Raw genomic sequence first — 13637 nt, 5'->3', positions numbered from 1 at the left:
TTATTTGTAAAATGAGTTTGTAAAAAAGGGGAAAACTATTCCTAGTGTATCAATAATAGTTTTTTTAAGAAAAAAAGAGGAAATATAACTATTAATATGTTAATTTTAAAATATGAGATAAATAGTAAAACAATAAAATTCTATAAGTGATATTATAAGTTTCGTTCCCAAGAGGAACAACAAAAAACCGCTAAACAAGCCGGTTAACAACAAATGAAAAAACAAAAAAGTTTTTCAAAAAAAGTTGTTGACAAGGATTTGAATAGATGGTAAGATAAACAAGTCGCTTGAGGGCGATGAAGAAAATGGTCTTTGAAAATTGAACAGAATAAAAGTTAAGTAATAACCAGCAATTCTTTTGAAAGTCTTAAAACAAAGACTCAAAGTAATTTGAGCACAGATTAAACTTTTTAGTGAGAGTTTGATCCTGGCTCAGGACGAACGCTGGCGGCGTGCCTAACACATGCAAGTCGAGCGAGGAGAGTTCCTTCGGGAACAAACCTAGCGGCGGACGGGTGAGTAACACGTGGGCAACCTGCCTTGTAGAGGGGAATAGCCTTCCGAAAGGAAGATTAATACCGCATAATATTGCAGCTTCGCATGGAGCAGTAATTAAAGGAGCAATCCGCTACAAGATGGGCCCGCGGCGCATTAGCTAGTTGGTGAGGTAACGGCTCACCAAGGCGACGATGCGTAGCCGACCTGAGAGGGTGATCGGCCACATTGGGACTGAGACACGGCCCAGACTCCTACGGGAGGCAGCAGTGGGGAATATTGCACAATGGGGGAAACCCTGATGCAGCAACGCCGCGTGAGTGATGAAGGTTTTCGGATCGTAAAGCTCTGTCTTCAGGGACGATAATGACGGTACCTGAGGAGGAAGCCACGGCTAACTACGTGCCAGCAGCCGCGGTAATACGTAGGTGGCGAGCGTTGTCCGGATTTACTGGGCGTAAAGGGAGCGTAGGCGGACTTTTAAGTGAGATGTGAAATACCCGGGCTCAACTTGGGTGCTGCATTTCAAACTGGAAGTCTAGAGTGCAGGAGAGGAGAGTGGAATTCCTAGTGTAGCGGTGAAATGCGTAGAGATTAGGAAGAACACCAGTGGCGAAGGCGACTCTCTGGACTGTAACTGACGCTGAGGCTCGAAAGCGTGGGGAGCAAACAGGATTAGATACCCTGGTAGTCCACGCCGTAAACGATGGATACTAGGTGTGGGAGGTATCAACTCCTTCCGTGCCGCCGTTAACACATTAAGTATCCCGCCTGGGGAGTACGGTCGCAAGATTAAAACTCAAAGGAATTGACGGGGGCCCGCACAAGCAGCGGAGCATGTGGTTTAATTCGAAGCAACGCGAAGAACCTTACCTAGACTTGACATCTCCTGCATTACTCTTAATCGAGGAAGTCTCTTCGGAGACAGGATGACAGGTGGTGCATGGTTGTCGTCAGCTCGTGTCGTGAGATGTTGGGTTAAGTCCCGCAACGAGCGCAACCCTTATTGTTAGTTGCTACCATTTAGTTGAGCACTCTAGCGAGACTGCCCGGGTTAACCGGGAGGAAGGTGGGGATGACGTCAAATCATCATGCCCCTTATGTCTAGGGCTACACACGTGCTACAATGGCAAGTACAACGAGATGCAATACCGCGAGGTGGAGCTAAACTATAAAACTTGTCTCAGTTCGGATTGTAGGCTGAAACTCGCCTACATGAAGCTGGAGTTGCTAGTAATCGCGAATCAGCATGTCGCGGTGAATACGTTCCCGGGCCTTGTACACACCGCCCGTCACACCATGAGAGTTGGCAATACCCAAAGTTCGTGAGCTAACCGCAAGGAGGCAGCGACCTAAGGTAGGGTCAGCGATTGGGGTGAAGTCGTAACAAGGTAGCCGTAGGAGAACCTGCGGCTGGATCACCTCCTTTCTATGGAGAAATCTAGTTAACAAGATGATTAACTAGTATATTTCAAAAGAAGAGTTATCTTAACTTCTGTTCAATTTTGAAGGACCAAAATCCTTCAAAATTTTGTTCTTTGAAAATTGCACATGAATTAAAACAACTTTATTAACAAATGTTAATTGAGAAGTGACAACAAGCCAAGAAAAATATTCTTTGTGATATAAATTGACTCTTTGTAAAAAGAGAACCGTAAAGGTCAAGCTACAAAGGGCGCATGGTGAATGCCTTGGCATCAGGAGCCGATGAAGGACGTGATAAGCTGCGATAAGCTTCGGGTAGGCGCACATAGCCAGTGATCCGGAGATTTCCGAATGAGGGAACTCACATGGGAAACCCCATGTATCCTGTAATGAATAAATAGTTACAGGAAGGTAAACCTAGGGAACTGAAACATCTAAGTACCTAGAGGAAGAGAAAGAAAAATCGATTTTCTGAGTAGCGGCGAGCGAAAGGGAAAGAGCCCAAACCAGAGATTTATCTCTGGGGTTGCGGACAGAACATTAAATAAACTAATTTGTAACCGAAAATAACTGGAAAGTTAGGCCATAGAGTGTAATAGCCACGTAGGTAAAACAGAAAGGTTTAGAGTTCTGATCCAGAGTACCACGAGACACGTGAAACCTTGTGGGAAGCAGGGAGGACCACCTCCCAAGGCTAAATACTACCTGATGACCGATAGTGAAGCAGTACCGTGAGGGAAAGGTGAAAAGAACCCCGGGAGGGGAGTGAAATAGAACCTGAAACCGTGTGCCTACAACCGGTCAGAGCACCATATGAGTGTGATGACGTGCTTTTTGTAGAACGAGCCAACGAGTTACGGTATGTAGCAAGGTTAAGTACTTAAGGTACGGAGCCGAAGGGAAACCGAGTCTTAATAGGGCGACTAGTTGCATGCCGTAGACCCGAAACCGGGTGACCTATCCATGGCCAGGTTGAAGCGGGGGTAAAATCCCGTGGAGGACCGAACCACGTTGCTGTTGAAAAAGCATGGGATGAGCTGTGGATAGCGGAGAAATTCCAATCGAACTCGGAGATAGCTGGTTCTCCTCGAAATAGCTTTAGGGCTAGCGTCGGATATGAGTAATGGAGGTAGAGCACTGAATGGGCTAGGGGGCGTATCGCTTACCGAACCTTATCAAACTCCGAATGCCATATACTATTAGTCCGGCAGTCAGACTACGAATGATAAGATCCGTGGTCAAAAGGGAAAAAGCCCAGATCGTCAGCTAAGGTCCCAAAGTGTAAGTTAAGTGGAAAAGGATGTGGGATTTCTAAGACAACTAGGATGTTGGCTTAGAAGCAGCCACTCATTGAAAGAGTGCGTAATAGCTCACTAGTCGAGAGATCCTGCGCCGAAAATGTCCGGGGCTCAAACTTACCACCGAAGCTACGGGCTCATCGTAAGATGAGCGGTAGAGGAGCGTCGTAATCGGGCTGAAGTCGTACCGTAAGGAGCGGTGGACTGATTACGAGTGAGAATGTTGGCATTAGTAGCGAGATGTGAGTGAGAATCTCACAGGTCGAAAATCTAAGGTTTCCTGGGGAAGGCTCGTCCGCCCAGGGTTAGTCGGGACCTAAGCCGAGGCCGATAGGCGTAGGCGATGGACAATCGGTTGATATTCCGATACCACTACAATCGTTATTATCGATGGTGTGACGGAGAAGGATAGGATGTGCTAGCGATTGGAAATGCTAGTCTAAGCGTTTAGGGAGTTGAAACAGGCAAATCCGTTTCAACAATTCTGAGGCGTGATGGGGAAGGCCAAAAGGCTGAAGTATCTGATTCCATGCTTCCAAGAAAAGCATCTAGAGAGAGAAGTAGTGCCCGTACCGCAAACCGACACAGGTAGATGAGGAGAGAATCCTAAGACCAGCGGAAGAATTGCAGTTAAGGAACTAGGCAAATTGACCCCGTAAGTTAGCGAGAAGGGGTGCCTACGAGAGTAGGCCGCAGAGAATAGGCCCAAGCAACTGTTTAGCAAAAACACAGGTCTCTGCTAAAGCGCAAGCTGATGTATAGGGGCTGACGCCTGCCCGGTGCTGGAAGGTTAAGGGGAACACTTAGCGCAAGCGAAGGTGTGAACTTAAGCCCCAGTAAACGGCGGCCGTAACTATAACGGTCCTAAGGTAGCGAAATTCCTTGTCAGGTAAGTTCTGACCCGCACGAATGGCGTAATGACTTGGGCACTGTCTCAACTGCAAATCCGGCGAAGTTGTAGTGCGAGTGAAGATGCTCGCTACCCGCGATTGGACGGAAAGACCCCGTAGAGCTTTACTGTAGCTTAGCATTGAATTCCGATATTGTCTGTACAGGATAGGTGGGAGACTGGGAAACTAGGGCGTCAGCCTTGGTGGAGTCATCCTTGGGATACCACCCTGACAGTATTGGGGTTCTAACCGGACGCCATGAATCTGGTGACGGGACATTGTTAGGTGGGCAGTTTGACTGGGGCGGTCGCCTCCTAAAAAGTAACGGAGGCGCCCAAAGGTTCCCTCAGAACGGTCGGAAATCGTTCGAAGAGTGCAAAGGCAGAAGGGAGCCTGACTGCGACACCCACAAGTGGAGCAGGGACGAAAGTCGGGCTTAGTGATCCGGTGGTACCTCGTGGGAGGGCCATCGCTCAACGGATAAAAGCTACCTCGGGGATAACAGGCTGATCTCCCCCAAGAGTCCACATCGACGGGGAGGTTTGGCACCTCGATGTCGGCTCGTCGCATCCTGGGGCTGTAGTAGGTCCCAAGGGTTGGGCTGTTCGCCCATTAAAGCGGCACGCGAGCTGGGTTCAGAACGTCGTGAGACAGTTCGGTCCCTATCCGTCGCGGGCGTAGGAAATTTGAGAGGAGCTGTCCTTAGTACGAGAGGACCGGGATGGACTGACCTCTGGTGCACCAGTTGTTCTGCCAAGAGCATGGCTGGGTAGCTAAGTCGGGAAGGGATAAACGCTGAAAGCATCTAAGCGTGAAGCCCCCCTCAAGATGAGATTTCCCATAGCATAAGCTAGTAAGACCCCTTGAAGAACACAAGGTTGATAGGTCAGAGGTGTAAGTGTGGTAACATATTTAGCTGACTGATACTAATAGGTCGAGGGCTTGACCAATAACGAAATGGCAAAAATTCATGTGCAATTTTCAGAGAACAAATTCTGAAAAGACTATTGACAAATAGTACTCAATACATTATAATGATAATGTAATCTGGTGATGATGGCGTAGAGGAAACACTCCTTCCCATTCCGAACAGGAAAGTTAAGCTCTACAGCGTCGATGGTACTGCATGGGAGACTGTGTGGGAGAGTAGAACGTTGCCAGGTAAGTTGAGGATCTTTAGCTCAGTTGGTTAGAGCAACCGGCTCATAACCGGTAGGTCCGGGGTTCGAGTCCCTGAAGGTCCACCATATTTGGGGGTATAGCTCAGTTGGGAGAGCACTTGCCTTGCACGCAAGGGGTCAAGAGTTCGAATCTCTTTATCTCCACCAAAAAGTTACGAATTATTTCGTAACTTTTTTTTTGTTTTAAATATAAGTAATATGTCGAAAATTAATTAAAAATTTAGAAATTTTTAATTAGTCATTAAGGCTTGTATATTATATAATTATATATGAGGAGATTTAAAATAAATTTAAGTTTAGCATTTTTTTATATAATACATATACTGGTGGTATATAATGCTAAAGTTAAATCCTAATGGGATAGGGAGTGTTTTTGGTGGGGAATAAAAATGAACTAGAACAGAGAATGATAGAGTTAAAATTAGAAAAAAGAGAATTAGTATTAACAGGTAAGAGCACGGTAAAAATAGATAAATTAATAGATGAGCTAGAAAAGTCAATAAAAGAGTTAAATAATGTGTATAATTAGTGATGAATTTATTTAAACTTGGATTTAAGTACAAGAAGTATTTAAATCCTTTTGTTTTTATCATATATTAACTATAAAAAGCATATTAAATTTATAAGGGTTATTTTTATATAGTCCTTAATGGATGAGAGGAGTAGGTGTATTATATGATAAGAACTATGGTATGTCAAAAAGAAGGGTGTAGTGGGAATAGATTCCATATACAAACTAAGGATGGGAAGCTAGAGTTAACTTGTGATCAATGTAAAACTAAGTATTATATTGATTTAAGTGACGATGATGTTATAATGCTACCAAATTGTTCACATTGTAATAATGAAACGTTTAAAATATTTAGGGATGTAGATAAGAAAGCGGTATATGCTAAGTGTACAGAATGTGGTTCAGAGCCAGAAGTTACGTATCTTGATCCTGATGGAATGCAAGTATCTTACCAAATTAAATTATTAAATGACATAAAGGAAGTAATGTCTTTGATTGAACAAAGAATGTGTAACTTAGAAAGAAATGTACAAGATTTAGAACAGGGACAAGAGATGTTAGAACAATCATTAGCTTATATTAACAGATATATAGTTGAGAGAGATTAATTGTTAATACAAAAAAACTTTAAGATATTGTATAATTTATAGCACAAGGAACTTTGAAGAATACTAAGGAGAAGATATATGAAAAATAAGAAAAAAATTATTGCTTGGTTTATGCTTATAATTTGGATGAGTGTTATATTTTTTATGTCACATCAACCAGGAAATATATCAAGTAATCAAAGTGAGTTAGTATTAAAGATATTTTCATTTATAGGGATAAATTTAAATGATTATTTTGGAGAGTTAGCAACGCTTATAGTAAGAAAAACAGCTCACTTTAGTGAATATTTAATATTGTTTGCATTTGCTTATAATGTTCTTATATTATATACAGATAAGAAAAGTGCGAGAATATGTTCTCTTATCTTTGTATTTTTATATGCATGTTCAGATGAAATACATCAATATTTCATACCAGGAAGAGCTATGGCGTTTAAAGATATACTTATAGATACAAGTGGAGGATTATTTGGATTTATTATAGGATATATACATGAAAAGAGAAAATTATTAAAAAGTGTATAAAAAATAGACTACTCAAGGTTGGGTAGTCTATTTTATTTAAATTATAATTTAATTTATCTCTGTGATATATGAAGTTATATATCCATTAGAGTTTAATTCTTTAATAATTTTACTTAAAGGAGATTCTTTAGAGTAAGTATAATTTAAATTGGTATCAGTAACTGAAACATCAATAAAATCTAACTCTTTAATTGGATGATAAAATAAACTAACTAATGATCCTGCTTTAGGAGAGTTAATACCTCTAGAAATGTTTGAAATATTTAAATCTCTAACATAACTTAAAGGTGTAGGTATATAAATATTACCTGTCTTTGTATGATGTATATTAAAGTATTGAATAGGACCATATGGTTCATATATATATTTAAAATATTCTTCTATAATTTTCTTTTGAGGTTTTGTAGCTTTATAGTGTGGACTTTCAAAAAATGCAAAAGGAATATTTAAAGCATGAGCTGTATTAATTGCATTTTCAATAATAACTCTAGTTTCATCAGTTGTTTTATTTGCATTTTTAGATAATTCTGTTCCTGATAGACTAGTTTCATTACCATATTGATGAGTATATCCATGTAAACCTACTAATCCACCTCTATTAATTAGGTGATCTAGAAGATTTATAAATGCTACATTTTGTAATGAGTGAATATTAAGAAGATCATTATCTATATTATTATCTGGTTCAACATATCTAGGAACCCAAGCTATATGAAAGCCTATATTTTTAGAATATAGTAAATCACCCATAAGTTTAAATTTTTCTATATTAGTAGAATCATTTAATGCTCCTCCAGCAGCAAAATCTTCAAGTCTTATTAAGGCTAAACGTCCTTTAGTTGCAGGAGAAATCTCTTTAACTATATTTGGTGAGTTAATAAAATTTATACTTTTATTTTCAAAATTAAAGTGTGTTCTTAAATTAAATATAGTTTCAATATCAGATAATGACATATAATATTCAGCATCTGAAAAAATTAAATCACCTCTTAATTTATAGGCTTTATTATTAATTTCAAAGGAATTTGTATTAGTATATAAAGTTACTATATTATTTATTAATATTTCATCATTATTATAGTATATAGGAGAATTTAGTTTATTACATATAGAACTTAATGAAATATAATAGCGTTGAGATTTTTCATAAATTGAAGTATTTAATGGTTCATTGAATACTGATATATTAATATTATATATTTGTTTAACAGGCATAGAGTTAAAGTCAACTGGAGATTCTGTACTTTTTAAAGTAAGAGAACTAGTTTCTATTTTTGAGAAATCACTAGATTCTACAATGATATTACCACCCAAAAGATTCGACTTAAAAAGTAAGATTGTTAATAATAAAATTAATATAGTTGATAATAAAGTCATTTTTAAAATATTATTTTTAAATTTCATAATACCCCCTCAGAAAACATATATAATTTAATAATTATATCATAGAATAGAGGATAGTAAGCGACATAAACCATTTAACATTTTGTTAAATATAGATTGTTTATCATATTCTTTTAAAGTATATTCACGGCAATTATTTAAATCCTTATAAAAAATATTATTAAGGATAGTAGTAATTTTTTTATCATAAATAACAGTATTTATCTCGTAGTTTAGTTCAAAGCTTCTAATATCCATATTAGCTGTACCTATATTGCAGATTTCACCATCTATTATAAGGAATTTGGAATGAACAAATCCCTTTTTATTATATAAATAAACTTTAGCTCCACAACGCATTAACTCAGCTAGATAAGTTATTGAAGCATGATTTACAGTAAAGTGATCTGCTTGTTCTGGAAATATTATAGTAACTTTTATTCCACTAAGAGATGCTATTCTTAATGCATCTATAAGACCTTCACTTGGAATAAAATAAGGCGTTACTATATTTATATAATCTTCAGCCATACTAATCATCTTTATCATACTTTGCATTATGGAGGGAAATTCTGAGTTAGGGCCACTTTTAATTACCTGCATAAGTGTATTGCCAGTAGAGTTAGGTTGAGAAAAATAGGTTTCTATAGAAGAAGTTAGATTGAGATTTTCACTATTACATTTTTTTATAGATGAATAATCATCAAGAAAGGTTGCTTGAAGAGCTAAAACGGCATCTCCTTTTATCATTATGTGACAATCTCTCCATTCTCCAAGTTTCCCTTTACCTAAATATTCATCACCGATATTAATTCCTCCAATAAATCCAATAGAACCATCTATAACTACAATTTTACGATGATTTCTATAATTAACTTGAGTATTTACTAACCTTAATAATGGAGCAAAAATATAAGTATAAAAAACAACATCCACTCCAGCTTGTTTTAATTCTTTTATATAAGATTTTTTTAACTTTATAGAACCCATTTTATCAATTATAAAACGAACTTCAACTCCTTGTTTAACTTTATCTATAAGAATATCTTTTATTTCATTTCCAATCTTATCATTTTTTACAATGTAATATTCAAGATGAATATGATGTTTAGCTTTTATAAGTTCATTCTTTAAAAATTTAAATTTTTCTTTACCACCATTTAGAATATATACTTTATTATTTATAAATAATGGTGAATAACTATTTGCGGCTAAAAGTTTTACCAAGGAAGGGTAATCTTTTAGTGTATCATTATTGCTACATATAATTGGATTTATAAGTTTCTTTAAATTGTTAGTGATTCCCTTATTTAAAGTGTTTAGTTTCCAATTCCTGCCTAAAAAGATGTATAATATTAATCCTATAGGTGGCAATAATAATAAAATTAGAATCCAGGCTATTGTTTTTTCAGGACGTTTTTTCTCTAAAATTACTATTGCACTTATAAGAATTAAATTTATAAAAATTATAGTTGAGAATAATATCATTAATGTATTTATAGCTACCACCTTCTTAATTATTATTTTATCCTAAACAAAGTATAACTATTAAAGTTTTACAATAAATTATTGAAATAAATGCTATAAAATTTCAAAAATTTATTTTTATTAACTAAAGCATATAATAATATATCGAATTTTAACAAATGAATAATAGAAAACGGTTATTATTAGCAAAAAAACAGAAAGCACTTGAAAAAATATGGATAAAGATATATAATTGAGTGAATTATATATAGAAATATTTATTTATTATATGTATTTTTATATAAGATTTATTTTACAACAAGGGGGATAAATATGAAGACCAATGAAAAGAAGGATAAGTCTCAAAGAGGTATTCTTGCTTCTATTGAGCGAGTAGGTAATAAGCTTCCTCACCCAGGTACAATATTCGTAATTTTATGTGCAATTATAATGGTTTTATCAGCTATATTTGCTAAAATGGGTGTATCAGTAACATATACTGGCTTAGACAGATCTACAATGGAAATTAAAGAAATGACTGCTAATGTAGTAAGCTTACTTACTCCAGAAGGAATAAGATATATGTTTACATCAGCGGTTACAAACTTTACAGGTTTTGCACCACTAGGTACAGTGTTAGTTGCATTACTTGGTGTAGGGGTAGCAGAAGGAACTGGTCTTATTGGAACGTTATTAACTAAGTTAGTAACAAGTACTCCAAAGAGATTAATAACTGTAGTTGTAGTTTTTGCTGGAGTTATGTCAAGTATAGCTTCAGATGCAGGTTACGTAGTTTTAGTTCCATTAGGTGCTATAATTTTCTTAAGTTTTGGACGTCATCCATTAGCTGGTTTAGCTGCAGCTTTTGCTGGGGTTTCAGGTGGATTTAGTGCAAACTTAATTGCAGGACCAACAGATGCTTTATTAGCAGGTATCACATCAGAAGCTGCTAAGATACATCCATCACAAATGGCTGTAGGAGTAACAGATAACTGGTATTTCATAATGGCATCAACAATTCTTATTACAATAATAGGTACTATCATAACAGAAAAAGTAGTAGAACCTAAATTAGGAAAATACAAAGGTAATGCAGAAGAAGTATTAACTGAAATTTCAACAGAAGAAACGAGAGGATTAAAGTTTGCTGGAATAGCAGCATTAATTTGTCTTGTAACATTAGTTGTATTATTACTTCCAGGACCAACAGGAATTTTAAGAAATCCTGAAACTGGACAAATATTAAAATCACCATTTATGGACTCAATAGTTCTTATAATAGCATTATTCTTCTTTATACCAGGAGTTGCTTATGGTATAGGAGCTAAGAAGGTTAAAGATGATAAAGATGTTATTGCATTAATGAGTAAGAGTATGGCAACAATGGGTGGATACATAGTATTAGTATTCTTTGCTGCTCAATTTGTTCAATACTTCAATTACACTCATTTAGGAACAGTAATTGCTGTTAAAGGAGCGGACTTCTTACAAGGTGCAGGAATTACAGGAATTCCACTAATAATAGGATTTGTAATTATTACAGCCTTTATAAACTTATTCATGGGATCAGCTTCAGCTAAGTGGGCTATTATGGCTCCAATATTTGTTCCAATGTTAATGAATATGCAATATTCACCAGCATTAGTTCAAATGGCTTACAGAATAGGTGATTCAACAACAAATATAATCTCACCACTTATGAGTTACTTCGCATTAATAGTTGCTTTCGCAGAAAAATATGATGACGAAGCAGGAGCAGGTACATTAATTACAACTATGCTTCCTTACTCATTAGCATTCTTAATTGGATGGACATTACTATTAATAGTATGGTATATGTTAAAACTTCCATTAGGACCTGGTGCAGGAATAATGATGTAATAAATATTAGAAAATATAGATTTATATTAAGGCTATTTAATGGTCTTAATATAAATCTTTTTTATTTAAATAAATTATACATAAAAATACATTTATTATTTTTCCTATGGTAGAATATAAGAGCGTGCCATAAAATAAAAAATAAATTAAGGGAGACAATTATGGATAATTTTAAAAAAATTTTTACTAGCTTTGTAACTAATTCGCTTAAAATTATAATGTTAGTAATTGTGTTTGGAGCAATAATCTTAGGAATGAAATTTACTACGTCCTTTAATCTAGCATTATTACTACAAGTAGTTTTTTATGTAGGAAGTATTTCTATATTTTATAAACTTATTAAAAATAAAAATTTCAGCAATAAAAATATAATTTTATATGTTATAGGGATTGGGTTTATAGCTAGATTATTATGGTTATTAAATGCTAATACTGTTCCAGTATCTGATTTTAAAACTATGTATAATTCAGCTTTAGATGTATTGAATGGTAATTTTAATACTTTACATGGAAATGGATATATAGCAAGATTTCCTCATTTAACAATGATGGTTTTATACTTTACATTTATGATGAAGGTATTTCCAAATGCATTACTAGCTATTAAAGTAGTAAATATACTATTATCAGTAGTAACAATATATTTGATTTATAAGATATGTAAAGAGGTTTTTGAAAAGGAAGAATATGCTTTAACAGGAGCTTTTATAGCGGCTATTTTTCCACCAATGATATCATATATAGGAGTATTCTGTACTGAGAATATAGCGATTCCATTTTACTTAGGAAGTATATATCTATTTATTAGATTTATTAAGAGAAAAAATGGGTTAGGGATTCTAGCCTTATCAGGTATATTACTATCATTAGGCAATCTATTTAGAATGGTTGCAGCGGTTACAGTTATAGCATTCATTATGTATATTATTATATATTATGGAGGCAAAGTTTCACAAAAAATAAAGGCTTCGGTAACTTTAATAGCATCATTTATAATTATTCTAGTTATTACGAGCTTTACTATAAAATCATTTGGTATAACAGAATTCCAGCTTTGGAAGGGAAGTGAACCATCAGCTACTAATATAGTAAAAGGACTTAACATAGAATCTGGTGGAAGATGGAATGAAGAAGATGCAGCAATTCCTGAATTATGTGATTATGACTATGAAAAGATGGAAAAAATGTCAAATGAGATTATAAAAGAAAGATTAACAAAAACTCCTCCAATGAAACTATTTAAGTTTTATGTTGAGAAGTTTGGTTCTCAATGGCGTGTAGGAGATATGGATGGTGTTTTTTGGACTAAATTAAGTTTAGAAGACAATGAAATGATAGTAGATTTTTCAGGTAAAAATATACCAACATTTCAATGGTTTTATATAGTAATAATACTACTAACTTACCTAGGTTTATTTAATAAGAGAAGAATAAAAAATGAAGTTATAAACCTATTTTATATTATATTCTGTGGATATGGATTATCATATTTAATAACAGAAAACCAAAGTAGATATGCATATATTGTATGTTGGTTATTTATAATATTTGCAGTTTCAGGAATAGAAAGGATAAAAACATGGAGAAGTTCTTAAAATTTGGATTAGTAGGATTAATAAATACCTTAATAACTATGATAGTTTTTAATATACTAAGAGTTTTTGGTGTTGGAATTCTAGTAGCAAACACTATAGGATATATATGCGGTATGGCAAATAGCTATTTATGGAATAACAAGTGGGTATTTAAAGCTAATAGTAAAGATATATCAACAATAGGCAAATTTATTATTGTTAATGTGATAACTATGCTTATAAATAATGGAATATTAATTGTGCTTGTAAATAACCTTAAGTTAAATGCAACTATAGCACAAGCTTTAGCTTTAATTATTACAACAGTTATAAACTTTATTGGAAATAAAATTTGGACATTTAATGAGTAATTAAGAATTACTAATATAGGAGATAAAA

General features: G+C 35.1%; 8 protein-coding genes, 2 tRNA genes and 3 rRNA genes. 11 read left to right on the top strand and 2 right to left on the bottom strand.

The genetic code is table 11. The features are described from left to right. The first annotated feature begins 409 nt into the window (after window positions 1-409). The 8 genes from BTM21_RS12795 (at window position 410) to BTM21_RS12765 (ending at window position 6933) form a co-directional block, all read left to right on the top strand. Window positions 410-1924, top strand: a 16S ribosomal RNA gene (locus tag BTM21_RS12795). A gap of 230 nt (window positions 1925-2154) precedes the next feature. Further along, window positions 2155-5058 (top strand): 23S ribosomal RNA (locus BTM21_RS12790). A 96-nt stretch (window positions 5059-5154) separates the two neighbouring features. Continuing rightward, window positions 5155-5271: ribosomal RNA gene (gene rrf / locus BTM21_RS12785) — 5S ribosomal RNA — on the top strand. Together the 16S, 23S and 5S rRNA genes with 2 tRNA genes alongside form the textbook arrangement of a ribosomal RNA operon. Window positions 5272-5278: 7 nt before the next feature. Then, window positions 5279-5355, top strand: a tRNA-Ile gene (locus BTM21_RS12780). Window positions 5356-5360: 5 nt separating this feature from the next. Continuing rightward, window positions 5361-5436, top strand: a tRNA-Ala gene (locus BTM21_RS12775). A gap of 229 nt (window positions 5437-5665) precedes the next feature. Next, window positions 5666-5818, top strand: coding sequence for a hypothetical protein (locus BTM21_RS13805; protein ID WP_021877004.1), 153 nt, complete (start codon window positions 5666-5668; stop codon window positions 5816-5818). 146 nt (window positions 5819-5964) lie between these two features. Beyond that, entirely contained in the window at window positions 5965-6408 is a 444-nt protein-coding gene (locus BTM21_RS12770) for a hypothetical protein (protein ID WP_021877005.1), read from the top strand. Between the two features lie 78 nt (window positions 6409-6486). Further along, a complete protein-coding gene (locus tag BTM21_RS12765) occupies window positions 6487-6933 on the top strand; it encodes a VanZ family protein (protein ID WP_021877006.1) in 447 nt (148 codons plus the stop codon). Window positions 6934-6981: 48 nt separating this feature from the next. Here BTM21_RS12765 and BTM21_RS12760 read toward each other — a convergent pair whose 3' ends face one another. Both BTM21_RS12760 and cls read right to left on the bottom strand, forming a co-directional pair. Further along, window positions 6982-8337 (bottom strand): DUF2334 domain-containing protein, encoded by a 1356-nt coding sequence (locus tag BTM21_RS12760; RefSeq protein ID WP_079481708.1) that lies wholly within the window; start codon window positions 8335-8337, stop codon window positions 6982-6984. 39 nt (window positions 8338-8376) lie between these two features. Next, window positions 8377-9804: a cardiolipin synthase gene (gene cls, locus BTM21_RS12755; RefSeq protein ID WP_021877008.1), complete on the bottom strand. Its 1428-nt coding sequence runs from the start codon at window positions 9802-9804 to the stop codon at window positions 8377-8379. Window positions 9805-10116: 312 nt separating this feature from the next. Between cls and BTM21_RS12750 the strand changes: the two genes are divergently transcribed. The 3 genes from BTM21_RS12750 (at window position 10117) to BTM21_RS12740 (ending at window position 13609) form a co-directional block, all read left to right on the top strand. Then, window positions 10117-11664 (top strand): AbgT family transporter, encoded by a 1548-nt coding sequence (locus BTM21_RS12750; RefSeq protein WP_079481706.1) that lies wholly within the window; start codon window positions 10117-10119, stop codon window positions 11662-11664. A 161-nt stretch (window positions 11665-11825) separates the two neighbouring features. Further along, a complete protein-coding gene (locus tag BTM21_RS12745; protein WP_079481705.1) occupies window positions 11826-13259 on the top strand; it encodes a glycosyltransferase family 39 protein in 1434 nt (477 codons plus the stop codon). Beyond that, the gene (locus BTM21_RS12740; protein ID WP_079481704.1) at window positions 13244-13609 is read left to right on the top strand and encodes a GtrA family protein; all 366 of its coding nucleotides are present in this window, start codon (window positions 13244-13246) and stop codon (window positions 13607-13609) included. Before BTM21_RS12745 ends, BTM21_RS12740 begins: the two co-directional genes overlap by 16 nt. Window positions 13610-13637 lie beyond the last annotated feature (28 nt).

Source organism: Clostridium chauvoei, assembly GCF_002327185.1.
In the GTDB taxonomy this organism is placed as follows: domain Bacteria; phylum Bacillota; class Clostridia; order Clostridiales; family Clostridiaceae; genus Clostridium; species Clostridium chauvoei.
Note: the sequence above shows the minus strand (reverse complement) of the source record. Positions and strands in the feature narration are given on the sequence as shown.